The organism is Streptomyces sp. NPDC030820, assembly GCF_055572075.1.
Genome location: NZ_JBVIEB010000006.1, coordinates 90,997 through 115,385 on the forward strand (window position 1 = coordinate 90,997; position 24,389 = coordinate 115,385).

The following is a 24,389-nucleotide window of genomic DNA, read 5'->3' on the forward strand; positions in this document are numbered from 1 at the left end:
CGCTACGAGGCGTGCGGCAGGCCGGCGGGCGCGGGCACCGGAGTCACGGACCGCAGCCCGGCGGCCTGCCGCGCTGTGATGCGCTGGATCAGGACGATCGCCAGGACGGCGGCCAGGACGTCGAGGGTCTGGACTTCCACGAGCAGTGGCAGCGAGGCGCCACCGACCAGGCGCGCGCCCGCCAGGTTCAGCACCACGTGCCCGATCCAGGCCGCCCACCACACGTTCACGAGGGCGTCCGAGCGGCCCGGGCCGGCGCCGTCGGGCGCGCTCGCGCGGTGGACGTCCTGCACCAGCCCGCGAGGCACCCAGAGGTTGAACACCGGTATCAGCCAGGCCAGGACGGCCCAGGTGACGGAACCGGGAACCCGGCCGGGCGAGAGCAGTTCGGCGTTGCGCCGGCAGCGGGCGAACCACAATAGGAACAACACGATCGCCGCCGTTTCCACGTACACGAAGATCATCGACACGTGCCCGAAATCGGAGGCCGTGGTCGTCTCCGGATGCAGCAGATGAGCACGGGCCGTCAGCGCCCGGACCAGTTCGCCGCCGGCCGCCGCTGCCACGGCGAACTGGGCGCAACGCGCGAGGAACCAAGGAGCCTGGGCGGCGGATGCGGTCACGGCTGAAGACCTGTCCGTGGAAGGCGCCCGGTACGGGCGGCAGATCGGCGCGAAGATCGGAGCACTGGATCATAGGCCGGTGCCCACTCGCGTGTCAGGGCCCTGACGAGGAAAGATGGGCGGTGAGCGATCGATCCGACGACTCGGAGGAACGGACTCATGCCGCACGAGCGAGCCGGCCGGCCGGCCGGTCCCGAGGACCTTGTGGACGTGGCCCGGCTGGTCACGGCGTACTACGCACTGCACCCGGACCCGGCGGACCCGGCACAGCGGGTGGCGTTCGGCACCTCCGGGCACCGGGGTTCGTCCTTGGCGAGCGCGTTCAACGAGGACCACATCGCCGCCACCAGCCAGGCCATCTGCGAGTACCGCGCGGACCAGGGAACCGACGGTCCCCTGTTCCTCGGCGCCGACACCCACGCCCTGTCCGAGCCCGCGAGGGTCACCGCGCTGGAGGTGTTCGCCGCCAACGGCGTCGCCGTGCTCGTCGACAGCGCCGACGGCTACACGCCCACCCCCGCCGTGTCGCACGCGATCCTCACCCACAACCGGGGCCGCACGTCCGGCCTCGCAGACGGCGTGGTCGTCACCCCCTCCCACAACCCGCCTGCCGACGGCGGCTTCAAGTACAACCCGCCGAGCGGCGGCCCCGCGGCCTCCGACGCCACCTCCTGGATCCAGGACCGCGCCAACGAGATCATCACCGGCGGCCTGAAGGACGTACGCCGGGTGCCGTACGCGCGGGCGCTCGCCGCGGAGACGACCCGGCGGTACGACTTCCTCGGCGCCTACGTCGGCGATCTGCCGAGCGTGCTGGACCTGGACGCGATCCGCGCGGCCGGTGTGCGCATCGGCGCCGACCCGCTCGGCGGGGCCTCCGTCGCCTACTGGGGCCGCATCGCCGAACAGCACGGCATCGACCTCACCGTGGTCAACCCGCACACCGATCCCACCTGGCGGTTCATGACGCTGGACTGGGACGGCCAGATCCGCATGGACTGCTCCTCGCCGTACGCGATGGCCTCCCTCATCGAGCGGCGCGACCGGTTCCGCATCGCCACCGGCAACGACGCCGACGCCGACCGGCACGGCATCGTCACCCCGGACGCGGGCCTGATGAACCCCAACCACTACCTCGCGGTCGCCATCTCCTACCTCTACCGGCACCGCGACCAGTGGCCCGCCGCTGCCGGCATCGGCAAGACACTGGTCTCCTCCACGATGATCGACCGGGTCGCCGCCGACCTCGGACGCCAACTGGTCGAGGTTCCCGTCGGGTTCAAGTGGTTCGTGGACGGACTGGTCGGCGGCGGCATCGGGTTCGGCGGCGAGGAGTCCGCCGGCGCCTCCTTCCTGCGCCGCGACGGCTCGGTGTGGACCACCGACAAGGACGGCATCATCCTGGCCCTGCTCGCCTCCGAGATCACGGCCGTCACGGACCGCACCCCGTCGGAGCACTACGCCGACCTGACCGCCCGCTTCGGTGAACCCGCCTACGCCCGCATCGACGCGCCCGCGACCCGCGAACAGAAGGCGCTGCTCGGCAAGTTGTCACCGGCCCAGGTCACCGCCGACACGCTCGCAGGGGAGGCCGTCACCGCCGTCCTCACCGAGGCGCCCGGCAACGGCGCCGCGATCGGCGGTATCAAGGTCACCACGGAGAACGCCTGGTTCGCGGCCCGCCCTTCGGGCACGGAGGACGTGTACAAGGTCTACGCCGAGTCCTTCCTCGGTCCCGATCACCTCGCCCGGGTGCAGGAGGAGGCCCAGGCCGTGGTACTGGGCGCGCTCGGCGACTGAGGGAGCCTCGGCGACGGGGCCGAGCGGCCGCGGTGTGCCGCCGGGACCGACGGCAGATGTTGATGAGGGTGGGTCGGTGTGCCGCCGGGGCCGACGGGAGGTGTTGATGAGGGTGGGGCGGTGGACCCGCGAGGCCGGGGGCGGTCCGGGGCCCCGCCGGGAGCGACGGGAGGTGCTGAGAGTGGCCCGGCACGCGGCGCTGACCATGGCGGCGCGTTGGGATCGGCGGCACCCGCGGTCTGGCCCGGCCCGGGCCGCGGAGTCCGGACCCTGCAAGGAGTTCGGCCCGGTCCTGAGGGTGCAGCGCGGCCTCGGGGTTGCGGCGCGGCGCGCGGGGGCCGACTCGGCCACGAGCCCCACCCCCTGCGAGGACTCCGGCCTGGCCACAGGTGCGGCCCTGCCACCGGCTTCCGGCCCGGCCATGAGCGCCCCACTCCTGCCAGGGAGACCGGCCCCGCCACAGAGTCCGGCCCGGCTTCGGGGTTGCGGCGCGGCGCGCGGGGGTTGGCCCGGCCACGGGTCCCACTCCTGCCAGGGGTCCGGGCCGGCCCCGAAGGTTTGGCGCGGCCTCGGGGTTGCGGCGTGGCCTCAGGGGGCTGGCCCGGCCACGAGTACCACCCCCCTGCCAGGACTCCGGCCCTCCCGGGCAGTCCGGCCCTGCTACAGGGTCAGGCCCTTGCCAAGAGGCAGGCCTGGCACCGGAGTCCGGCCCGGACACGGAGCGCCGCACTCCCGGCAGGGAGACCGGCCCCGCCCAGAGTCCGGCCCGGCCCGATCAGTCGTGGCCGCGACCCTCCTCCAGCCTGTTCAGCACCGCCTGTGCCATGGCCTCCTCTCCCTTGGCGTTGGGGTGTGCCGGGGCGGCGGGCGCGGCCGGTTGGAGCGGCTCGATCCAGCGGTCCGCGGGCGCCTTGCACATGTCGTGCCCGACCGTGGGGCCGTAGGTGTCCACGTACTCGGCCCGGTTCACCGCGGCCACCAGGCGCAGCATCAGGTTCAGCCGCTTCTCGGTGTCCCGGAGGTAGGGGAAGTCCTGCTGCGCGAACGGCACCTGCGGGAAGCAGCCGCTGCCGTCGTCGGGCAGCAGGTCCGGGTAGCCGACGACGACCACGCGCGCGTGCGGAGCCCTCGCGTGCACGGCCCGCAGCACCCGGTCGACCTTCGGCGCGGCCTGAGCGATCGCGAGGGCCAGCTGGTCGTAGCCGGACGCCGTGTACGAGCGCTCGCAGGGATTGCCCGTCGGGTCCTGGGCGGCCAGGTGGGCGCAGGTGTTGATGATGGGGCCGAAGCCGACGTCGTTGCCGCCGATCTGCACCGTCACCAGGTCCGTGTCCCGCCGCACGGCGTCGAGCTGGGGCACGTTGGTGCCCTGCGCCTGCCACATCTCGGCCGTCGTCGCCCCCGCACAGCTGACGTCCTTGAAGGTGTTCACCTGACGCCGGTCCGCCACCAGCGAAGGGTAATTGTGGTCGGAGCGGGCGCAGTTGGCGTCCACCTGCTGCGGGATGCCGGGGCCCGAGGTGTAGGAGTCGCCGAGGGCGACGTAGTCGATGCCGTGGCCGTGCCCCGCGGAGTACGCGGAGGCCGGTGCCGTGGCGGCCGCGACAAGGACGCAGCCGCCCAGCGCCGCCCCCACTACGGCGGCTCCCCGCCGGCCTCTCGCCCCGCCCGCTGCGCCTGTGCCGTTCGCCATGGATCCTCCCCCTGAGGCCGGTTCATCGCACGGTGCCGGCTCCGCAGAGCGGCCCTCGCGCGTTCGACTGGGTCTGTATACCGTCCGGTAGGTCTCGCGGACCAGAAGCGGGAAGCAATGAGTTCAGGCGCTGTTGGGCAGTAGGTCATGGGGTTCGGGTACAAGACGTCCTGGCTCGCGGTGCGCGGTGCCACGATGGCGGAGGTCGCCGACGCGCTGGGGCTGGGCGGCCGGCGCGAGGTCGGCTGGACCGAAGGCACCACGGCCGCCTACCGCCAGGGCGTCTACGTCAACGGCCCTGTGGACGGCTGGGTCCTCGCTCATGGCCGTATCGATCTCGCCCCGGGCCTCGGCCCCGCCGGACCGGACTTTCCCGACTGGCTGCTCGCCCTCGCGGCCCGCCTCGGCGACCTGCAGTTCTTCAGCACGGACCGGGTCGGTGACTGCCATGCCTGGGCCAAGGTCGAGCGAGGCCGGCTCGTCCGGGCCTACTGCTATCACGGCGCACACGGCGACGTACCCCTCCATCTCGGCGAACCCACCCCCGTCGAGCGGGAGTCGGGGATCGGTACGCGTTGGCTCGAGGAGGGCTGGGAGGGGTGGGAGGAGTCCGACTGGGACGAGTGGCACGCCGCCATGCCGAGCGAGCAGCACGTCATGACCATCGCCCGGGACTGGGGGATCTGCCCGCTCGACATCCCGGACGACGACACCCTCTCCGGGCCGGGCATCCACGGGTTTCCGGCGGAACCCACGGCGACCAGGTGAGCGACGGGCCACCCTGCCGGCTCCCGGACGGAACACGGCAGTTGAGCGAGAGGCGGCCCTGTGCATGCCCGGTCCGTCCCCTGCCCGGCGCACGGCACCGACCGTCGGGGGCCTGCCCGTGCCACCCGAACGTGCCCGATGCCTCGGCCGAGTTGGGCTGGTGTCGGCGGCGACGGGCAGGCGGGTGACCTGCGGGAACGGTGTGCGAAGCTGGTGCGGGTCAGCATCCGCACCACGGAGGAGCCCTGCCGGTATGGCCGTCATCCACCACACCACGCTCAAGCCCACCAAGCTCGAGCTGCTCACCGACTGGCTGCCCACACGCCCCTGGTACCGCGGCGGCCCGGACGCCCCGGTGCTGACCAAGTCCGGCGGCTTCCGGCTGGACGATCCGGAGGGCGAGGTCGGCATCGAGTTCATGGTGGCCACCGACACCTCCACCCCCGAACCGACCGCCTATCTGGTGCCGTTGAGCTATCGCGGCGCACCGCTCGAAGGCGCGGAGCACGGGCTGGTGGGCACGTTGGAGCACGGCGTGCTGGGGACGCGCTGGGTGTACGACGGCTGCCACGACCCGGTTCTCGTCGCCGAGTTGCTGTCGCTGATCGAGGGCACGGCCCAGGCGCAGGCCCAGAGCATCGACGGTGCCCCCGACCCCGAGGTGATCCGCTCCTACACCGGCGCCCCCTTCGCGCTGGACGGCTTCGCCCCCGAACCGGCCGACGACCGGGTGGGCACCCGCATCCCCGCGCCGCACGACACGATCCTCCACGCGCACCGGGTCCTGAACCCCAGCCCCGAGAACCCCCCGCCGTGCCCCGAGGGAGCGGTCGGCCATGTGGCGCGCGGCTGGCAGGACCCGCAGGGCACCGCGCTGACGGCGGTCTTCGTGACGCTGCGCACCGACTGACCGGCGGCTTCACGCAAAGCGCCGCCAGCCTTCTGGCATGGTCCGGTCAAATCTGGCACTCTCTCGAAAGTCCGGCATCCCGCGCCCTGACCCCATAAGGGCGCGGCGCACCTCCCTCGATGCAGCGATCGCGCAAGCCCCGTCAGCGGCCGCCCCGGCGTACCCCAGCCGGCGGTGGCCATCGAGCAGGCCGGGAATCCCGGCCGCCGCAAAGGAGTAGCGTGTGAGATCGACCCCCCACAAGGTCCTCGGCGCCGGTGCGCTCACCGTCGCCGTGGTGGCCGCCCTCGTGCTCCCCGGCACGCCCGCCGCGGCCCGGCCGGCCGCGGCACCCGCCGCCTGCACCCCGGCGCAGGTCGTCGGCAACGGCGGCTTCGAGAGCGGGACATCGCCCTGGTCGACGTCCTCCTCCACCGTCATCACCAGCCGCTTCGGCGAGACCGCCCACGGCGGCAGCTCCTACGCGTGGCTGGACGGAGTCGGCGGCACCCATACGGACACCCTCAGCCAGAGCGTCACCATTCCGGCCGGCTGCGACGCGGCCACCCTCACCTTCTGGCTGCACATCGACACGGACGAGACGACGTCCTCCGTCGCGTACGACAAGCTCACGGCCAAGATCGGCAGCACGACGCTGGCCACCTACTCGAACCTCGACGAGAACACCGGATACGTCCAGAAGTCGGTCGACGTGTCGGCCTACGCCGGGCAGACCGTCACTCTCTCCTTCACCGGGACCGAGGACTCCAGCCTCCAGACGAGCTTCGTCCTCGACGACATCGCGCTCGACACCTCCGGCGGCTCCGCGCCACCGCCGGGCGACTCCACGCGCACCCCGGCCTCGCCCTCGTACACCGTGAACCTCAGCAGCGACACGAGCGGCACCATATGGACCGGTCACGAGAGCGTGACCTTCAGCAACGCCTCCGCCACCGCCCTGAACGAGGTCTACCTGAGGCTGTGGGACAACTACCACGGCACCTGTGACGCCATGCCGATCCGCGTCACGAACGTGACCGGCGGCACCGCGGGCGCGCCCTCCGTGGACTGCACCGCGCTCAAGATCGATCTGCCGGCCCCGCTCGCCCAGGGCCAGAGCGCCACCATCGGCTTCGACCTCGGCATCACCGTGCCCAGCGGCGCCGACCGGTTCGGCCACGACGGCGCCTACAGCTTCGTCGGCAACGCCCTGCCCGTCCTCGCGGTCCGCGACGGCGCCGGCTGGCACCTCGACCCGTACACGGACAACGGCGAGTCGTTCTACTCCCTGGCCGCCGACTTCAAGGTGACCCTGGACCATCCCAGCGGCCTGCTGGTCCCGGCCACCGGCACCTCCACCGACACACCCGGCTCCAGCGGCCGCACGGTCACGACGGCGACGGCCTCGAAGGTCCGTGACTTCGCCTGGGCCGCCGGGCCCTTCACCAGGATCTCCGGCACCTCGGCAGCCGGCGTCGCGGTGAACGTCTACTCCGTGTCCGGCATCAGCTCCTCCAGCGCCCAGTCCATGCTCAGCACCGCCAAGAGCGCCGTGGACGCCCACGCGGCCCGCTTCGGTGCCTACCCCTACGGCGAGCTGGACGCCGTGCTCGACAACAACTACTGGTTCGGCGGAATGGAGTACCCCGGGTTCGTCCTGGACGTGGTCAGCTCCACCGCCCTCACTCACGAGATCGGCCACCAGTGGTGGTACGGCATCGTCGGCGACGACGAGTACAACAGCCCCTGGCTGGACGAGGCGTTCACGGACTACGCCACCGACCTCGCCCTCGGCAAGACCGGCACCAACTGCTGGAACAGCGTCTCCTGGGCCTCCAGCGCCGAGAAGATCACCAACTCCATGGCCTACTGGGACGCGCACTCCTCCCGCTATTCCACCGTCGTCTACGGCTATGGCAAGTGCGCCCTGCACGACCTGCGCCGCGTCCTCGGTGACTCCGCCATGGCCAGGCTGCTGAAGGACTACGCGACGGCCCACTGGTACGGCGTGTCGACCACGGCCGAGTTCAAGGCCGCCGCCCAGGCCGCCACCAGCACCGACCTCACCTCCTTCTGGACCCAGCACCGCATCGACGGCTGACCGGGCGCGGGCCGGTCGTGGGACGCGCCTCCGGGTGACTCCCACGACCGGCCCGTACGCCACCCGGGGGCCACCCATATGGCCCAAGCACGGCCCAGAATGGCTTCGTTGGGCGGTACCCGGAGTGCGGTACGGCCCGACCGCGGGTCAGATGGATGCTGTGCGAAGCTCCATATCCCTCCAGCGCGGCCGCTCACGCCTGGCCCTCACGGGCGCCCTGACCGGCCTCCTCGTCACCCTGTCCAGCCCCGCGGCCCTACCCGACTCGGCCCCGGACATACCTCCGCGCGGCAGCGCGTACATGGGCATGGGCGTCCTCGCCCACGACGGACGCGCCGTCGGCCCCTACGCCCCGGCCACCACCACCCGCGGGAGCCAGCCCGAGGGAGTCGACGTCTCCAGCCACCAGCGTGCCGTCAACTGGCAAACCCTGTGGGGCGACGGCACCACATGGGCGTACGCGAAGGCCACCGAGGGGTCGTCCTACACCAACCCCTACTTCACTCAGCAGTACAACGGCCCGTACAGCGTGGGCATGGTCCGGGGGGCGTACCACTTCGCCACGCCGGACTCGGCCGGCGGTGCCACGCAGGCCGACTACTTCCTGGCGCACGGCGGCGGCTGGTCCGATGACGGCAAGACCCTGCCGGGCGCGCTCGACATCGAGTGGAACCCGTACGGCGACGCCTGCTACGGCAAGTCCCAGAGCCAGATGGTCGACTGGATCCGCGACTTCCTGAACCGCTACAAGGCCCGCACCGGCCGGGACGCCGTCATCTACACGGCGACCAGCTGGTGGACCGAGTGCACCGGCGACTACGCCGGGTTCGGCGACAACCCGCTGTGGATCGCCCGCTATGCCTCGACAGCCGGGACGTTGCCGTCGGGCTGGTCGTCGTACGCCATGTGGCAGTACACCTCCTCCGGCAAGACCGTAGGCGACCACGACCGCTTCAACGGCTCGCTGGACCAGCTGAAGAGCTTCGCGACCGGCTGACCCCGCGCCGGTCGCGCCCGGCACGGGGAAGGCCGGGCCGAGAGGGCCACTCCGGGCACCTCCCGACCGAGTCGGCCGGCTGGTCGACCGTCCATGGCCGACGCTCGGCTGACCACCTCCCGAAGGAGGAGACCTGCGGCGGGAGAGCGGGCGGGGCCGCCGGGTACTGCCACTCGCCGACCCGGCAGGCCCTGCGCGGCTGGCTCGCCGACCCCGGGTTCGTGCCTGCCGGGGCCCGTGAGCACGGCATCCTGGCGGTATCTGCAGGCAACTGGGCACCCCGCGGGCAGGTCAGCCCAGGCTGGGCGGCGTCCAGTCGGCGTGGCGGAGGATCGCCCGCATCGCCACCCGGGGCGGGGTGACCCGCAGAGCCGTGTTGCGCAGGGCCACCGCCAGCGGATGGGACAGCCGCTGGCCCATCCGGCCCGCCTGCCGGGCCGCGCGGGCCACCGCCTGCGAGCGCGGGCGGCGCTCGGCGTCGTAGCGGGCCAGCGCCGAGGCGACCGAGGGCTCCGTGGCCAGCGCGGCGGCCAGCGTGGCCGCGTCCTCCAGGGCCTGACAGGCGCCCTGGCCGAGATTCGGTGTCATGGCGTGCGCGGCGTCGCCGAGGAGCGCCACCCGGCCCGCGACGAACGACCGCAAGGGCGTGACCAGTTCATGGACGTCGTGGTGGAGCACGTCCTCTGGCCGGGTCGCGTCCAGGAGGGCGGGGATCGGATCGTGCCAGCCGCCGAAACGCCGGCGCAGCATGCCGAGAGGGTCGGCGTGGCGGACACCCGGCGGGGCGGTGAGCACCGCGTGCCACTCGGCCCGGCCGTCGCAGAAGGCGATGTGCCCGAACTCCGCGCCCTGGCCCCAGGTCAGTTCGAAGTCGGTGCGCAGGCCGATCGGCCGGTCGGTCACGGCCCGCAGCACCGTCGAGCCGGCGTAGACCGGGCCGGGGTGATCGGGGAACAGCAGTCCGCGCAGCCGGCTGCCCACCCCGTCGGCCGCGACGACCAGGTCCGCGTCCAGAACCCCGTCGCCGACCGGCACGCCCACCCGGTCCGAGGCCGAGCGGTCCAGTGCGGGCACGGTGACGCCGATGAGCAGGCTCTCGGCCGGCAGGGCCTCGCGCAGCAGGCGGTGCAGGACCGCGCGCCGGATGCCGACGATCGGCGTGCCGAGCGCGCGTTCGAGGGCGGCGCCGTCCATCCCCGCCAGCCACCGGCCCTCCGGCGTGCGGGTGCCGCCCGTGTACTGCGGGTGTGCCGCCGCGCGTACGGCCGCGCCGACCCCGAGGGCATCCAGGGCGCGCAGACCGTTCGCGTGCAGCGAGATGCCCGCGCCCGCGTCGGCGAGGGTGCGGGCCCGCTCCACGACCCGTACGTCCCAGCCGATTCGGCGCAGGCCGATCGCCGCCGCCAGCCCGCCGATGCCACCCCCGACCACCACCGCCGTACCGCCCATGCCGGACCCCCTTCGACCTCGGTTCGCGCCGGTGCTTCTACAGATGTAGAAGCACCGGCGAAGACCCTACAGCGGCGTTCTACGGCTGTAGAAGCGGGGGTGTAGAAAGTGGGGGTGTCCACAGACCGACGTACTCTCCTCGCCGACGCGGCCATCGGCGTCCTCGCCGACACCGGCATGCGAGGGCTGACCCATCGCGCGGTGGACCGGGCGGCACAGCTGCCGCCCGGCACCACCTCCGCCTACTACCGCACCCGCCAGGCCCTGCTCACCGCGCTGGTCCGGCGCCTGGTGGCGCTCGACCAGGCCGAACTGGAGGAGATCGGGGCGCGGACGCCGCCGTTGCGGAACGCCGGTGAAGTGGTGGCGGGGCTCGCCGCCTTCATGGCCGCGAGACTCACCGGGGACGGGCGCAGACGCTCCCTGGCGCGCTACGCGTGCGCCGTCGAGAGCGCGCGCCATCCCGAACTGCGCGAGATCCTGGTGCCGCGTGAGAACCTGGCGCGGCGGGCGTTGTGCGACTTTCTCGCCGCGCAGGGCGTGGCCGCCCCGCAGGAGCGGACGGTGACACTGCTGACCTGCGTGGACGGCCTGGTCTTCGACCGGCTGGTGAACGGCGGGAGCGTGTCGGAGGAGGAGATCCGCGGCCTGGTGACGGCGGCCCTGCGCTGAGCGGTACGCCGACGGCGGCGTCGGTGGTGGCACCGTGCTCGGACATGCCCCTTGAGGCGCACGGCAGTTGATGGTGTCCCGGGGGTCACGGCGGCACCGCTCGCAGGGCGCGCAGCACCGCCCAGACCACCGACACCAGCGGCACGGCCACCACGGCGCCGATCACCCCGGCGATGATGCTGCCGGCGATCACCGACACCGCGACCACGAGCGGATGCAGCCGTACCGCCCAGCTCATCACCAGTGGATGCAGCACATGCCCCTCCAGCTGGCCGATCACGACGATCAGCGCCAGCACGGCCAGAGCCGTCAGCGGTCCCCGCCCGGCCAGTGCGACGACGGTGGCGACGGCGAGCGCGACCGGCGAGCCCACCAGCGGCACGAACGCGGCGAAGAACTCCAGCAGCGTCAGCGGCAGCGCGAGCGGCACGCGCAGCACGAGCAGCGCGACACCGACGAGCACGGCGTTGGTCGCGGCCACGATGATGATGCCGCGCGTGTACCCGGCGAAGGCCCGCCAGGCGGCCCACCCCGCCCGGTCCCACGCCGGACGGGCGCCGATCGGCAGCAGCTGGTCGCGCATCCAGCGCCACAGGCGTTCGCCGGAGTGGATGAAGAACACCGAGGCGAACAGCGCGAGCGCGCCCCCGGTGACCAGCTCGACCACCCGGCTCAGCCCGCTGACGGCACGGCTGAGCAGGCTGGACCGGTGGGCGGACAGATAATGCGTCACCTGGTTCTCCAGCTCGGACAGCCGGCGGGGACTCAGCCGGAACGGCGGCCGCTGGAGCCACTGCTCGATGCGGTGCACCCCGCCCCGGAACTCACCCGTCAGTCTGGCCGACTCACCCGCCACGGCGTTGCCCACCAGGGCGAGCAGGGCCAGCAGGAGCAGGATGCTGCCCACCAGCGCCACGGCGACGCACAGCGGCCGCGGCAGGAATCGGTTGAGCAGGTCCGTCAGCGGGCGCAGGACGGTGGTGACGACCAGTGCGAGGAACACGGCCACGGCGATGAGCTGGAAGCTGCCGAGGATGCTGAAGATGCCGTAGACGACGACCCCGACGAGGATGAGCCGCCAGGCGTAGGCCGCCCCGACCCGCAGCCACGGCACCGTCCGCTCGGCCGCCGGCACCGGTTCGGTGCGCGGGACGGCCGGGAGCCGCACGGTGTACGCCGGCCGGCTGCCCAGCACCCGCCCCCTGCGGCGCCGGCCGTCCCTTCCGGCCGCCCGCCGACGCGCATCGCCCACCACCGCTCCGGCTCCTCTCCGTCACCCCTGATGACGGTCGGTCACTTGAAAGAACCGTAAGCGCGACTCGCGAGAGGGGCGCGCGCAACGCGTCCGCGCGCGGTTTCCCCCGGACGGGGACGTTTCGGCGCATCGGTGAGCACATGGACGTGCCGCGGCCGGAGATCGCTGCCCTGGGGTGAGTGCGCGGCGACGGTCTGGACGCGCTCGGGGAGGCGTTCACAGGACCTTCACAACCGTCGCGGGTGGCCAGGTCGGCGCGGGGCACCCGGGGAGTGTCGTCGGCAGAGGGGATCCTCCAGTGATCACTATCGCCGTACTGCTGCTCCCGGTCCTCACCCTCCTGCTCTTCGGCCTCGACCAGGTCGAGGACCGCTGGATCCTGCATCCCCCGACGACCCGCCGCACCAGGCCGCACCGGCACCGTCGTATGAGGATGGGCCGCCGCTGATCCCCTGTCGGCGGGCGCTCACCGGCCCGTCGACGTGCCCTCGTCAAGGTCGGCGCACCGCCGGTAGCGGACGATCGCCCTGCCCAGCTCGATCCGCTCCGGTTCGGGGAGCGTGCCGCCCTGGACGTAGTCCAGGATGTGCTCGGCTACCGTGCGCAGTTTGGTGTTCGTGCGCTGGGAGACGTCCCGCAGCGCCCGCCAGGCTTCTTCCGGGGCGATCTGCCCGAGGACGACCACTGCTCCGATGGCCTGGTCGATCACCGCGTGCGAGGACACCGCGCGCTGCAACTGCTCGTTCTCGGTCACCAGCCGGTCGTACTCCGCCGCGAGCTCGGTCGAGGAGAGCAGCACCAGCGGCCGCTGCCGGGAGAGAGCGAAGAAGGTCATGGAGCACCTTTGTGGAGTGGGAAGCGTCATCATCACGCCTGCCCTCGACGGGCGCTTGCACACCAATTCAACCAGCAGCCCGCGGCACCGTCACTCCGGCGGGCCATGCCACAGGACGTCACCGTCCGTGCACCGGCCCAGCCCCGCCAGGCCGCTCCGGTACGCCGGATTCCGGCCCTGCCGACGCGCGTTCACCCTTCCTCGCCGGTGCGACGGGGGCTCTCGGCAGCCCGGCCCACCGGCAGCAGGTCACGAATGTCCCGGGGCAGGGCGCCGGCCATCCGCTCGGTCAGCTCCGGGGCCAGCGCGGCGTCGAGCACTTCCATCACGGCGGCGGCCTCCCGCAGTGCCGTGTCCTCGTCGGTGCCCGCCCGGTCGGCGATGCGTCCGGCGAAGACGGTCAGTCCGAACCGCTCGCCCGACACGCCGGAGTCGGCCCCGGCCGACGCGTCGGCCGCCCCCCGCATCGCCGCCGCCATGTCCGGCGGCAGCTGTGCGGCCACATGCCGGGCCAGCCCGGACGGCAGCCGCTCCGACAACGTGCTCACGACGGCGTGCGCGGCTCGTTCGGCCGAACCGCGGTCCGGCAGTTGGGCCAGCGCCTGCACCTTTCCGATCATCTCGTCGTGCTGCATGAGGCCGGTTCCTTCCTCACGAAGTCCTGACGGTGCGATACCTCCCCCGCCGCGGGCCGGGCAGCAGCCCCCGGCCGGCGGCGCCGCCACCGCTGCCGGCCGGGCCTCCCGTGGCAGTCGGCCGAGTACCCGTCGCCGCCGCCGGTACGCGGCCGGTGTGCATGACGGGAGCGGGCCTTGCGGCGCCGGTGTCCAGCCTGATCGGCCGGGAGTGGGAGGCACAGCATCCAGGCGCACTGCAGCCGGTCCGCGACCGTCAGCGCGCCGAGGCTCCCGCAGACCGGGCAGGTGAGCCGGGGTGCCGCCGCACAGGAGCACACCAGGGCGCCGGCGGTCCAGGCGGAGCTGCGGAACGGGCAGGACGGCAGTCGCCGCACGCAGAAACCTCGTGACCCCGTCCCTGGCCGGCAGCCTGGACGCTTGTACGTCGCCGCGCCCAGCAGCACGACGTCCTACAGCGGACTCTCCTGTGGCAGCCGGACGCCCGGCGCCGAGCCGGGAGCGCGTACGCCCCGGCGCCGGCCTTGAAGACGTAGCGACCGGGCGTAGGGGGTGACACGCGGCCAAGGGCGGCGGGGCCGCGCGGCGCCGGCGTGGGCGATGCCACATATGACCTGGTTCGCACGTGCTCCCTGAGCTGACCGGTGCCGGGCTACCGTTGCGGCGAGCCCCTGTTTCCCCTCGCATCCCGGACGGTCCGGCTGTGCTCACTGATCTGTCCCCCCTCATCGCAGCGACGGCGCGCTGGCTGACGGCCGCCTATCCGCCGAGCGGCGGCGCGCTGGCCTCCGCGCTGTGCGAGGCGCAGGCCCGGCAGGCGGTGACCGTCGCCGCGTGGCTGCGCTACCCGACCGGGATCGACGCGGCGCTGGTCATCATGGCCGGCCCCGGTGGCGCCGCCCGTCTGGACTGGATCACGGGTGCCGAGCGCACCGGCGAAGAAGAGGACGCGGACGACGACTGGGCCTGGCGGACCTGGGTGGACGAGGTCGTGGCCAGCTGGGCGGCGGGTCTGCTCACCGATCCCGAGCTGGCCGGCCTGGCCGTCGCCGCACTGGCCGAGGGCGAACACGGCCCCGGCTCGCCGGCCGAGTTCCGGCGCCTGCTCGAACCGGACGACGGCGACCGGCGCGCCGCCGCCCTGCTGCGGCACCCCGACCTCCTCGCCCCCGTGGCCGAGCTCCACCTCGACCAGCTCCTGGACCGCCTCGGACCGGACCGTACCCTCGCCGCCTGAGCCCGCGATCCGCCGGCCCGGCCCGGTGTCGTATGCCCTCGCGGGGGTACTGCGAAGCTGATCCGAGGTCTGCCGGCGGTCGGCCGGCTGCGGGCGGCGGCAGGGAGGAGAGGCCGATGCTTGTGTCAGTCGACGGCATGGCGGCCCATGCCGGGACCGGGCGGTGGCCGGGGTCGCCGGACGACGGCCCGGCGGCCCGCCGGCCGGCTCCGAGCGTCACGAGCTGAGGCTCGGCCATGGCCTTCAAGAACCCCGTGCACCGCGGCGGGACAGGACGCGGCCGCTTCGAGCAGTTCGCGGAGTACGCCTCCAACTTCACCAGCTCACCGGTGTTCTTCCTGTTCTGCCTGCTCCTCGTCGGCTTCTTCGTCGCCGCGCACGTCGCGCAGCTGCGGCTCGAACTGCTGCTGCTGGCGGGCGAGTCCATGACCGCGGTCACCCTGCTGCTCCTCGCCCTGCTGAAGAACGCCGAGATGCGGGCCGAGCACGCGATCCAGCGCAAGCTCGACGCGATCGCCGCCGCGCTGCTGGAGGCCTACGAGGGCGACCGGAGCCAGGCTTTCGAGGAACTGCGGAACGCGATCCGGATGGAGGAAGAGACCTGACCGAGGCGGACAAAACGGCGCGGCGGTGCTTCACGACTCCCCCGCGAAGCGCAACGATGCCGTGTCATGGACATTTTGCTCCTCGCCAGCGCGTTCAACAGCCTCACCCAGCGCGTGTACGTCGAACTGACGGACCACGGGCACCGCGTGGACGTCGTCCTCGCCTCACAGGGCACCGAACCCGTCCGGGACGCCGTCCGGGAACTGCGGCCGGACCTGGTCATCGCGCCGATGCTCAGGACGGTGCTGCCCGAGGACGTGTGGCGCGAACACACCTGCCTGATCGTGCACCCGGGTCCGCCCGGTGACCGCGGCCCGTCCTCGCTGGACTGGGCCATCGCCGAGGGGGCGCGGGAGTGGGGCGTGACGGTCCTGCAGGCCGAGGCGGCGATGGACGCGGGCCCGATCTGGGCGGCCGAGCCGTTCCCCGTACCGCCCGTCGGCAAGAGCGACCTGTACCGCAACGAGGCCTCCGACGCCGCCGTCACCGCCGTCCTCACCGCAGTACGGCGCTATGCCGACGGCGCCCACAAACCCCGGCCGCAGACCGGCGACTCGGTCCGCGTGGTCTGGCGCGACGCCTTCCGGCAGGAGCGGCGGCGCATCGACTGGGAGCGGGACGACACCGAGACGGTTCTGTGCAAACTCCGCGGTGCCGACTCCCAGCCGGGCGTCCTGGACGAACTCCTCGGCCGGGAGGTGTTCCTGCACGGCGGGCACCCCGAGGACCGGCTGCGCGGCCGCCCCGGCGAACTCCTCGCGCGGCGGGCGGGCGCCGTCTGCCGGGCCACCCGGGACGGCGCGGTCTGGATCCCGGAACTCCGCCCCCGCAGGAACTCCGGCGACCCCGCGCCCTTCCGCCGTCCCGCCGCCTCCGTGCTCGCCGCCTGGGAGCCCTCCCTCGAACTCCCCGAAGCGGCCGTCCCGTTGGAGCTGCCGTCCGACCGGCGGACCTGGACCGACATCCGCTACCGGCAGCGCGGCGACATCGGTTTCCTCGGCTTCTCCTTCCCGGGGGGCGCGATGAGCACCGACCAGTGCCGGCGGCTGCTCGCCGCCTACGAGCACGCGCTCTCCCGGCCCACCCGCGTCCTCGTGCTCGGCGGGGACCGCGACTTCTTCTCCAACGGCATCCATCTGAACGTCATCGAGGCGGCCCCCGACCCGGCCCGGGAGTCGTGGGTCAACCTCAACGCCATGGACGACCTGGTCGAGGCCGTCCTGCGCACCACCGACCGGCTGGTCGTGGCCGCGCTCGCCGGCAACGCGGCGGCCGGCGGCGCCATGCTCGCCCTCGCCGCCGACGAGGTGTGGTGCCGCACCGGCGTCGTCCTCAACCCGCACTACCGGCGCATGGGCCTGTACGGCTCGGAGTTCTGGACGTACACCCTGCCGCGTCGCGTCGGCGCGGAACACGCCCAGCGCCTGACCACCGAAGCCCTGCCCGTGAGCGCCGCGTCCGCCGAGCGGCTCGGGCTCGTGAACCGGCTCGTACCGGCCGCGCCCGGCGACTTCCCGGCCGAGGTGCGGAAGCTGGCGGCCGAACTCGCGTCCTCGCCCTTCGTGGACGCGCGGATCGCCGCCAAGGCCGCCGGCCGCGCCGTGGACGAACACGAACGCCCGCTGGTGGGCTACCGCGAGGCCGAACTGGCCCGGATGCACACCATCTTCCACGACCCCGAGGCCCCCTATCACGCCCTGCGCTCGGCCTTCGTCCGCAAGACAGCGTCCGGCTCGCCCCGGCCGCTGACCGTGCCCGCCGGAGCCGTCCGGTGACGCCGCGGCTGCTGGTGGCGGGAGTCGGCAACATCTTCCTCGCCGACGACGCCTTCGGGCCGGAGGTGATCCGCGCCCTCGGCCGGCGCCCGCTGCCGCCCGGGGTGCGGGTCCACGACTACGGCATCCGCGGCATGGACCTCGCCTACGACCTGCTCGACGGGTACGACACCGCCGTACTGGTGGACGCCGCGCGACGCGGCCACCACCCGGGCACCCTGTCCCTGATCGAGGCCGAACCGCCCGACGGCAGCGTCGTGCCCGAGGCCCACGGCATGGACCCCGTGAAGGTGCTCGCCCTCGCCACGCACCTGGGTGAGGAGCCCCTGCCCCGTGTGCTCGTCCTGGCCTGCGAGCCCGAGCTGCTGCCGACCGGCGACGAGGACCTCCTGCCGGGGCTCAGCGCACCGGTCCGGGAAGCCGTCGGCCGGGCCGTGGACGCGCTGCACACCCTGATCCCGGCCCTGCTCGCCGACCCCGGCGCGCCCGCGCCCCCGTTGGGCCGCCCGGTGGAATCCGGGCCCACCTGCCCGGCTGCGCTGCCCGGCACGGCGGGCGGCTGAGCGGAAGATCGGTGGAGCCCGGGCCGCAAGGACGCGGACCGGGCTCCACCGCCGTATCCGAGGAGCAGCGCCCATGTGCCGGTCCGACGTCAAGCAGGCAGTCCTGGCGAAGAACGACGACCTGGCCGCGGAGCTGCGCGGCGATCTCGCCCGGCAGGGCGTGACCGTCGTGAATCTGCTGTCCAGCCCCGGCAGCGGCAAGACCGAACTCCTCGGCCGGGTCCTGGCCCGCGCGGTGCAGCGGGAGGTACCGGTGGCGGCGCTGACCGCGGACCTGGCCACCGAGAACGACGCCGTCCGGCTCGCCCGGTCCGGCGCCCCCGTCCAGCAGGTGCTGACCGACGGGCTGTGCCACCTGGAGGCCCGTCAGGTGCGGGCGCGGCTGACGGGCTGGCTGCCCGCGGACACCTCCGTGCTCTTCGTGGAGAATGTCGGCAACCTCGTCTGCCCGGCCGCGTACGACCTCGGCGAGACCCTGCGGGTGGTGCTGATGGCGGTCACCGAGGGCGAGGACAAACCGCTGAAGTACCCGACCGCGTTCGGCTCCGCCCATCTGGTCGTGATCACCAAGACGGACCTCGCCGAGCCGGCCGGCTTCGACGAGACCGTCTTCCGGGCGAACGTGCACCGGGTCAATCCGGGCGTGGAGATCGTCCGGTCCTGTGCCCGCACCGGCGTCGGTGTCGGCACCCTCCTGGACCGCGCCCTGGCCGCCCGGCACGGCACCCTCCACCGGCCACCGCTCGCCCCGCATCCGCACGGCCACCACCACAGCACGCCCGCCCCCGCCGTATGACGGCCCCAGCGACCGGCCTGGTCCGGCGCCGGCTCACGGTGCGCGGCACCGTGCAGGGGGTCGGCTTCCGGCCGTACGTGCACCGCCTGGCCACCGGCCTCGGGCTCGCCGGGTTCGTCGGCAACACCGGCGACGGCGTGATCGTCGAGATCGAGGGCCCGGCGGACGAGGTCGACCGCTTCTGCGCCGTGCTGGCCGAACAGCCGCCGCCGCTGGCCACCGTGAGCGGCATCGCCGGTGAGGACCTGCCCGCCACCGGCGACACCGGACCCTTCACCATTCGCTCCACCGAGCGGGCCGGCGGCCGCAGCCAGCTCCCGCCGGACACCGCTACCTGCGCCGACTGCCTGCGCGAACTGTCCGACCCGGCCGACCGCCGGCACCGGCATCCGTTCGTCACCTGCACCCACTGCGGCCCCCGCTTCACCATCACCACCGGGATGCCCTACGACCGGGCGGCCACTACCATGGCCGGCTTCCCGATGTGCCCCTCCTGCGCACGCGAGTACGGCGATCCCGCCGACCGGCGCTTCCACGCCCAGCCCGTCGCCTGCCCCGACTGCGGGCCGCGGCTCACCCTGATCCCGAGTCTCGGCGGCCTGCGCCCGGCTCAGGACGCCAACGCCCTCGCCACGGCACGGGCGCTGCTGGCCGCCGGGCGGATCGTCGCCGTCAAGGGCGTCGGCGGCTACCACCTGGCCTGCGACGCCACCGACGACCGGGCCGTGGCCGCGCTGCGTGACCGTAAGGAGCGCGGCGGCAAGGCCTTCGCGGTCATGTGCGCCGACCTCGCCACCGCCGAGCGGATCGCGGTCCTCTCCGCCGCCGAACGGGCCGCGCTGACCGGCGCCCGGCGCCCCATCGTGCTGCTCCGCAGGCGGACTCCGCCGGACGGCCTCCGCCTCGCCGACCAGGTCTGCCCGGGCAGCCCGCACGTGGGCGTGATGCTGCCCTACACCCCCGTGCACACCCTCCTGTTCGGGCTGCCCGGCGATCCGCCCGGCCCCCGGGTGCTGGTGATGACCAGCGGCAACCGCTCCGGCGAACCCATCGTCACCGACGACGCCGAGGCCCTGACCCGGCTCGCCGGACTGGCCGACGCCTGGCTCGCCCACGACCGGCCCATCGCCTCGCCGTGCGACGACTCACTGCTGCGGGTGCGCGCCGACGGCACCGAACAGGTCCTCAGGCGTTCCCGCGGCTATGTCCCGCGGCCGCTGCGCCTCCCGGTCCCGGTCCGCCCCACGCTCGCGGTCGGCGGCGACCTGAAGAACGTCCTGTGCCTGGGCGAGGGCGACCACGCCTGGTTCGGGCCGCACATCGGCGACATGGGCGAGCTGGCCACGCTGGAGGCGGCCGAGCGTGCCGAGCGGCACCTGGCCGGCCTGAGCGGTGTCACCCCGGCCCTGGTCGCGGCCGACCGGCATCCCGGCTACCACTCGACCCGCCGGGCCCGCCACCGCGCCTCCCGACTGGCGGACGGCTCCCTGCGGCTGGTCCAGCACCACCACGCCCACATCGCCTCCACCATGGCCGAACACGGGCTGGACGGCACCACGCCGGTGATCGGGGTCGCGTTCGACGGCACCGGGTACGGCGACGACGGCACCGTCTGGGGCGGCGAGATCCTGCTCGTCGACTACACCGGCTACCGGCGCTTCGCCCACCTCACCCCCGCCCCGCTGCCCGGCGGGGACGCCGGTGTGGCCAACCCCTGCCGGGTCGCGCTGGCCCGGTTGTGGGCGGCCGGGCTGCCCTGGGCACCGGATCTGCCGAGCGTCACCGCCTGCTCGGACCCGGAACTCGCCATGCTGGAGCGTCAGTTGGACCGCCAGGTGGGCTGTGTGCCGACGTCCAGCACGGGGCGGCTGTTCGACGCGGTGTCGTCGCTGGCGGGGGTGTGCCACCGGGCGGGATACGAGGCACAGGCCGCGATGGAACTGGAGGCGGCGGCGCTGGAGGCCAGGGACGCGGACTCGGTGGCGTACCCCTTCGGTTTCGCCCGGCAGCGGGAGATCGATCCGGCACCGATGCTGCGCGCACTCCTGGAGGACCGGTGGCGCGGCACACCTGTCCCGGTCCTCGCGGCCCGCTTCCACCGGGGTGTCGCACGGGCCGTCGCCGAGATCTGCCACCGCGCCCGCGCGCAGAGCGGCCTGACCACGGTCGCCCTCACCGGCGGCGTCTTCGCCAACGCCCTGCTGGAGGAGGAGTGCACCGCGCTGCTGACCGGGGACGGGTTCACGGTCCTCCGGCACGGCGAAGTCCCCCCGAACGACGGAGGGCTGGCGCTCGGTCAGCTCATGGTCGCGGGCACAGCAACCCACCACGAGACGGAGTGACCCATGTGTCTGGCAGTGCCCGGCAAGGTCGTGTCCATCGACCGGAGCGCCGACCCCCTGACCGGGCTGATCGACTTCGGCGGAGTGCGCAAACAGGCGTGCCTGGAGTACCTGCCCGATGTCCGGGTGGGGGAGTACGTCATCGTCCACGTCGGCTTCGCCCTGCAGCGCCTGGACGAGGAGTCGGCGCGGGCGTCCCTGGAGCTGTTCCAGCAACTGGGGCTGCTGGAGGAGGAGTTCGGGGACGCCTGGGAGCAGGCGGCCCGGCAGGAGAGCGGGAGTGAGGCACGGTGAAGTACATCGAGGAGTTCAACGACCCCGAGCTGGCACGCCGGCTGCTGGACGAGATCCGCGCCACGGTCACCCGGCCCTGGGCGCTGATGGAGGTCTGCGGCGGGCAGACGCACTCCATCATCCGTCACGGCATCGACCAACTCCTCCCGGAAGAGGTCGAGTTGATCCACGGCCCCGGTTGCCCGGTGTGCGTCACGCCGCTCGACGTCATCGACAAGGCGCTGGAGATCGCCGCCCGCCCCGACGTGATCTTCTGTTCCTTCGGCGACATGCTGCGGGTGCCCGGCACCGACCGGGACCTGTTCCGGGTCAAGGGCGAGGGAGGTGACGTACGCGTGGTCTACTCACCGCTGGACGCGCTCGACCTCGCCCGCAGGAACCCGGACCGCCAGGTCGTGTTCTTCGCCATCGGCTTCGAGACGACCGCCCCGGCCAACGCCATGGCCGTCCACCAGGCCCGCCGCCTGGGCATCGGCAACTTCAGCCTGCTGGTCTCCCACGTCCGGGTGCCACCCGCGATCGAGGCCATCATGACCGCACCGGAATGCCGGGTACAGGGTTTCCTCGCCGCCGGGCACGTGTGCAGCGTGATGGGCGTGGCCGAGTATCCGGAGCTGGCCGACAAGCACCGGGTGCCGATCGTCGTCACCGGCTTCGAACCGCTGGACATCCTCGAGGGCATCCGCCGTGCCGTCCATCAACTGGAGCGCGGTGAGCACCGGGTGGAGAACGCCTACCAGCGCGCCGTGCGCGAGCAGGGCAACCCGGCGGCCCTGCGCATGCTGGAGGAGGTCTTCGAGGTCACCGACCGCAACTGGCGCGGCATCGGACGCATCGCCGCCAGTGGCTGGCGGCTGTCCGACGCCTACCGTGGTTTCGACGCCGAACACCGCTTCGACGTCACCGGCATCCGCACCGAGGAGCCCGCCGTGTGCCGCGCCGGCGAGGTGCTGCAGGGGCTGATCAAGCCCACCGAGTGCGAGGCGTTCGGTCAGGCCTGCACCCCGCGCACCCCGCTCGGCGCCACCATGGTCTCCAGCGAGGGCGCCTGCGCGGCCTACTACCTGTACCGCCGGATGAACACCCCGGCGGCGCAGGGCTCGCGCATCCCGCAGGTCTCGCAGGTCTCGCAGGAGGAGATGAACCCCGTTGGCTGACCTGACCACCGAAGCAGCGGTCGACCCCGCGAACTGGACCTGCCCCGCACCCCTGCGCGACCAGCCGGTCGTCGTCATGGGGCACGGCGGAGGCGGTGCCCTGTCCGCCGAGCTGATCGAGCAGGTCTTCGCCCCCGCCTACGGCAACCCCACCCTGGCCGCCCTCACCGACTCGGCCGTCCTCGACCTCGGCGGCGCCCGGCTGGCCTTCTCCACCGACTCCTACGTCGTACGGCCGCTGTTCTTCCCCGGCGGCAGCCTCGGCGACCTGGCCGTCAACGGCACGGTGAACGACCTGGCGATGAGCGGCGCCCGGCCCGCCTATCTGTCCACGGCCTTCGTGCTGGAGGAGGGCGTGGAACTGGACGTCGTCGGCCGGATCGCCCGGGCCATCGGCGCGGCGGCGAAGGCCGCGGGCGTCACCGTCGCCACCGGCGACACCAAGGTGGTGGAGTCCGGACACGGCGACGGCGTCTACGTCACCACCGCCGGCGTCGGCCTCGTCCCCGACGGCGTCGACATCCGCCCGCAGCGCGCCCGGCCGGGTGACGCCGTTCTCGTCAGCGGTCCCATCGGGCTGCACGGCGTGGCCATCATGAGCGTGCGGGAGGGGCTGGAGTTCGGCGTCGAGATCGCTTCGGACACCGCGCCCCTGGCGGACCTCGTGGCGGCCATGCTGGCGGTCACACAGGACATCCACGTCCTGCGCGACCCGACCCGGGGCGGCCTCGGCGCGACTCTGAACGAGATCGCCCGGGCCTCCGGCACCGGAGTGCGGCTGCACGAGCGTGCCGTGCCGGTCCCGGACGAGGTCGCGAACGCCTGCGGCTTCCTCGGCCTGGACCCGCTGTACGTCGCCAACGAGGGCCGACTGGTCGCCTTCGTGCCCCCGGAACACGCGGAAGCCGTCCTGGCGGCCATGCGGGCACACCCGCAGGGCGCCGGCGCCGCCCGCATCGGCGAGTGCGTGGCGGAGCACCCGGGCATGGTCGTCGTCGCCACCGGACTCGGCGGCACCCGGGTGGTGGACCTGCCGCTCGGGGAGCAGTTGCCCCGCATCTGCTGAGGGCCGGACATGTGTTCAGGACCGGCCCCCGGCCCCGCCGTCAGCGCGGGGCCGGGACCGGCTCGACCCCCGTGATCTCCAGCTCCCGACCGCTGCGCAGCTCCTGCGAGGGCCGGTCGCAGCGCGGGCACCAGAAGAACGGCGGCATGCCCACCGCGAACTCCTCGGCGCACGGCGCGCAGTAGGCCTGCGCCGTGACCTGTTCGACGACCAGCTCGGCCGTCGCCAGCGCCGTACCCTCCCGGGCCACCTCGAAGGCGAAGTGCAGCGCGTCGGGCACGACGCCCGCCAGCTCGCCCACGCGGACGGTCACCGCCGAGACGGCGTCCGCGCCGTCCGCCCGGGCGAGTTCGCCGGCCTGCTCCACGATCGCGGTCGCGATCGACAGCTCGTGCACGGCCGGCTCAGGGGTACCGGCGGCCCGCCCGCAGGCCACCGGTCATCCGGTAGATGCGCAACTCACGGACGATTCCCGGGAGTTCCTTGACGAACAGGGTCATGGCCAGGCCACCGATCATGACCGCCTGTACGACGAGCAGCTGACGTCCGGACATCCCGGCCCGTGCGGTCCTTCTTTTCATGCCAACCTCCATGGCGGTCTCTTCCTGCTGTCTCATCCCGGCGAGATGTTCGGCATGTCCTTCACCAGGGCGTCATGCCGCTTCCAGTGGATACCGGTGGAGCGGCGCGCGTCGGAGCTGCCGTCCTTGTGGTGTCCGGGCTGGTGCTTGTACGGGCCCTTGTTGCCCTGGTGCAGTCCAGGCACGTGGCTCGGGGTGTCGGGCTTCGCCTGGGGGCGGCCCACGCGGATGCTGCCCATGTCGGTTCTCCTTCCG

General features: G+C 73.2%; 26 protein-coding genes. 16 read left to right on the forward strand and 10 right to left on the reverse strand.

Features of this window, described 5'->3' with window-relative positions; translation table 11 throughout:
* Positions 1–2 precede the first annotated feature (2 nt).
* Positions 3–623, reverse strand: coding sequence for a DUF4328 domain-containing protein (locus tag ACZ418_RS17950; RefSeq protein ID WP_468363402.1), 621 nt, complete (start codon positions 621–623; stop codon positions 3–5).
* 159 nt (positions 624–782) lie between these two features.
* On the opposite strand from ACZ418_RS17950, the gene pgm reads away from it, so the two are divergent.
* Positions 783–2,423 (forward strand): phosphoglucomutase (alpha-D-glucose-1,6-bisphosphate-dependent), encoded by a 1,641-nt coding sequence (gene pgm, locus ACZ418_RS17955; protein WP_468363404.1) that lies wholly within the window; start codon positions 783–785, stop codon positions 2,421–2,423.
* A 775-nt stretch (positions 2,424–3,198) separates the two neighbouring features.
* Here pgm and ACZ418_RS17960 read toward each other — a convergent pair.
* Complete coding sequence (locus ACZ418_RS17960) at positions 3,199–4,116, reverse strand: SGNH/GDSL hydrolase family protein (protein WP_468363406.1); 918 nt, start codon at positions 4,114–4,116, stop codon at positions 3,199–3,201.
* Positions 4,117–4,263: 147 nt separating this feature from the next.
* Here ACZ418_RS17960 and ACZ418_RS17965 point away from each other — a divergent pair, with 147 nt between their 5' ends.
* The 4 genes from ACZ418_RS17965 to ACZ418_RS17980 all read left to right on the forward strand — a co-directional run bounded on the left by ACZ418_RS17965 (position 4,264) and on the right by ACZ418_RS17980 (position 8,871).
* The gene (locus ACZ418_RS17965) at positions 4,264–4,884 is read left to right on the forward strand and encodes a hypothetical protein (protein WP_468363409.1); all 621 of its coding nucleotides are present in this window, start codon (positions 4,264–4,266) and stop codon (positions 4,882–4,884) included.
* 253 nt (positions 4,885–5,137) lie between these two features.
* A complete protein-coding gene (locus ACZ418_RS17970) occupies positions 5,138–5,794 on the forward strand; it encodes a maltokinase N-terminal cap-like domain-containing protein (RefSeq protein ID WP_468363412.1) in 657 nt (218 codons plus the stop codon).
* A 223-nt stretch (positions 5,795–6,017) separates the two neighbouring features.
* The gene (locus ACZ418_RS17975; protein ID WP_468363415.1) at positions 6,018–7,874 is read left to right on the forward strand and encodes a M1 family metallopeptidase; all 1,857 of its coding nucleotides are present in this window, start codon (positions 6,018–6,020) and stop codon (positions 7,872–7,874) included.
* A 151-nt stretch (positions 7,875–8,025) separates the two neighbouring features.
* The gene (locus ACZ418_RS17980; protein WP_468363417.1) at positions 8,026–8,871 is read left to right on the forward strand and encodes a lysozyme; all 846 of its coding nucleotides are present in this window, start codon (positions 8,026–8,028) and stop codon (positions 8,869–8,871) included.
* A 291-nt stretch (positions 8,872–9,162) separates the two neighbouring features.
* Here ACZ418_RS17980 and ACZ418_RS17985 read toward each other — a convergent pair whose 3' ends face one another.
* The gene (locus ACZ418_RS17985; RefSeq protein WP_468363420.1) at positions 9,163–10,320 is read right to left on the reverse strand and encodes an FAD-dependent monooxygenase; all 1,158 of its coding nucleotides are present in this window, start codon (positions 10,318–10,320) and stop codon (positions 9,163–9,165) included.
* 114 nt (positions 10,321–10,434) lie between these two features.
* On the opposite strand from ACZ418_RS17985, the gene ACZ418_RS17990 reads away from it, so the two are divergent.
* The gene (locus tag ACZ418_RS17990; protein WP_468363422.1) at positions 10,435–10,992 is read left to right on the forward strand and encodes a TetR/AcrR family transcriptional regulator; all 558 of its coding nucleotides are present in this window, start codon (positions 10,435–10,437) and stop codon (positions 10,990–10,992) included.
* 85 nt (positions 10,993–11,077) lie between these two features.
* On the opposite strand, the gene ACZ418_RS17995 is transcribed toward ACZ418_RS17990, so the two are convergent.
* Entirely contained in the window at positions 11,078–12,244 is a 1,167-nt protein-coding gene (locus ACZ418_RS17995) for an AI-2E family transporter (RefSeq protein WP_468363425.1), read from the reverse strand.
* A gap of 301 nt (positions 12,245–12,545) precedes the next feature.
* On the opposite strand from ACZ418_RS17995, the gene ACZ418_RS18000 reads away from it, so the two are divergent.
* The gene (locus tag ACZ418_RS18000; protein ID WP_468363428.1) at positions 12,546–12,695 is read left to right on the forward strand and encodes a hypothetical protein; all 150 of its coding nucleotides are present in this window, start codon (positions 12,546–12,548) and stop codon (positions 12,693–12,695) included.
* An 18-nt stretch (positions 12,696–12,713) separates the two neighbouring features.
* Here the strand turns inward: ACZ418_RS18000 and ACZ418_RS18005 are convergent, their stop codons facing one another.
* The 3 genes from ACZ418_RS18005 to ACZ418_RS18015 all read right to left on the reverse strand — a co-directional run bounded on the left by ACZ418_RS18005 (position 12,714) and on the right by ACZ418_RS18015 (position 14,163).
* On the reverse strand, positions 12,714–13,082 hold the full coding sequence (locus tag ACZ418_RS18005) for an ANTAR domain-containing protein (RefSeq protein WP_468363430.1): 369 nt from the start codon (positions 13,080–13,082) through the stop codon (positions 12,714–12,716).
* Positions 13,083–13,273: 191 nt separating this feature from the next.
* Positions 13,274–13,717, reverse strand: a complete 444-nt coding sequence (locus ACZ418_RS18010; protein WP_468363433.1) for a DUF2267 domain-containing protein — start codon at positions 13,715–13,717, stop codon at positions 13,274–13,276.
* The gene (locus tag ACZ418_RS18015) at positions 13,699–14,163 is read right to left on the reverse strand and encodes a DUF1360 domain-containing protein (RefSeq protein WP_468363436.1); all 465 of its coding nucleotides are present in this window, start codon (positions 14,161–14,163) and stop codon (positions 13,699–13,701) included. Before ACZ418_RS18015 ends, ACZ418_RS18010 begins: the two co-directional genes overlap by 19 nt.
* Before the next feature lie 257 nt (positions 14,164–14,420).
* Here ACZ418_RS18015 and ACZ418_RS18020 point away from each other — a divergent pair, with 257 nt between their 5' ends.
* The 9 genes from ACZ418_RS18020 (at position 14,421) to hypE (ending at position 23,553) form a co-directional block, all read left to right on the forward strand.
* Positions 14,421–14,954 carry a hypothetical protein gene (locus tag ACZ418_RS18020; protein ID WP_468363439.1) on the forward strand — a complete coding sequence of 178 codons (534 nt, stop codon included), beginning with the start codon at positions 14,421–14,423 and terminating at the stop codon, positions 14,952–14,954.
* 236 nt (positions 14,955–15,190) lie between these two features.
* Complete coding sequence (locus tag ACZ418_RS18025) at positions 15,191–15,559, forward strand: hypothetical protein (RefSeq protein WP_468363442.1); 369 nt, start codon at positions 15,191–15,193, stop codon at positions 15,557–15,559.
* Positions 15,560–15,625: 66 nt separating this feature from the next.
* Complete coding sequence (locus ACZ418_RS18030) at positions 15,626–17,335, forward strand: enoyl-CoA hydratase-related protein (protein WP_468363445.1); 1,710 nt, start codon at positions 15,626–15,628, stop codon at positions 17,333–17,335.
* On the forward strand, positions 17,332–17,898 hold the full coding sequence (locus tag ACZ418_RS18035; protein ID WP_468363447.1) for a hydrogenase maturation protease: 567 nt from the start codon (positions 17,332–17,334) through the stop codon (positions 17,896–17,898). The genes ACZ418_RS18030 and ACZ418_RS18035 overlap by 4 nt, the downstream gene beginning before the upstream one ends.
* Positions 17,899–17,971: 73 nt before the next feature.
* Positions 17,972–18,694: a hydrogenase nickel incorporation protein HypB gene (hypB, locus tag ACZ418_RS18040; RefSeq protein ID WP_468363450.1), complete on the forward strand. Its 723-nt coding sequence runs from the start codon at positions 17,972–17,974 to the stop codon at positions 18,692–18,694.
* Positions 18,691–21,036 carry a carbamoyltransferase HypF gene (gene hypF, locus ACZ418_RS18045; RefSeq protein ID WP_468363452.1) on the forward strand — a complete coding sequence of 782 codons (2,346 nt, stop codon included), beginning with the start codon at positions 18,691–18,693 and terminating at the stop codon, positions 21,034–21,036. Before hypB ends, hypF begins: the two co-directional genes overlap by 4 nt.
* A gap of 3 nt (positions 21,037–21,039) precedes the next feature.
* On the forward strand, positions 21,040–21,330 hold the full coding sequence (locus ACZ418_RS18050) for a HypC/HybG/HupF family hydrogenase formation chaperone (protein ID WP_351622536.1): 291 nt from the start codon (positions 21,040–21,042) through the stop codon (positions 21,328–21,330).
* Complete coding sequence (gene hypD, locus ACZ418_RS18055) at positions 21,327–22,487, forward strand: hydrogenase formation protein HypD (RefSeq protein ID WP_468363456.1); 1,161 nt, start codon at positions 21,327–21,329, stop codon at positions 22,485–22,487. The genes ACZ418_RS18050 and hypD overlap by 4 nt, the downstream gene beginning before the upstream one ends.
* Positions 22,480–23,553, forward strand: coding sequence for a hydrogenase expression/formation protein HypE (hypE, locus tag ACZ418_RS18060; RefSeq protein WP_468363459.1), 1,074 nt, complete (start codon positions 22,480–22,482; stop codon positions 23,551–23,553). Before hypD ends, hypE begins: the two co-directional genes overlap by 8 nt.
* Before the next feature lie 40 nt (positions 23,554–23,593).
* Here the strand turns inward: hypE and hypA are convergent, their stop codons facing one another.
* Genes hypA through ACZ418_RS18075 form a run of 3 tightly spaced genes read right to left on the reverse strand, consistent with a single transcriptional unit; the run spans position 23,594 to position 24,373 of the window.
* Positions 23,594–23,950: a hydrogenase maturation nickel metallochaperone HypA gene (hypA, locus tag ACZ418_RS18065; protein ID WP_468363462.1), complete on the reverse strand. Its 357-nt coding sequence runs from the start codon at positions 23,948–23,950 to the stop codon at positions 23,594–23,596.
* 7 nt (positions 23,951–23,957) lie between these two features.
* A complete protein-coding gene (locus ACZ418_RS18070; RefSeq protein WP_468363465.1) occupies positions 23,958–24,134 on the reverse strand; it encodes a hypothetical protein in 177 nt (58 codons plus the stop codon).
* Between the two features lie 32 nt (positions 24,135–24,166).
* Positions 24,167–24,373: a hypothetical protein gene (locus ACZ418_RS18075; protein ID WP_468363468.1), complete on the reverse strand. Its 207-nt coding sequence runs from the start codon at positions 24,371–24,373 to the stop codon at positions 24,167–24,169.
* Between the last annotated feature and the right edge of the window lie 16 nt (positions 24,374–24,389).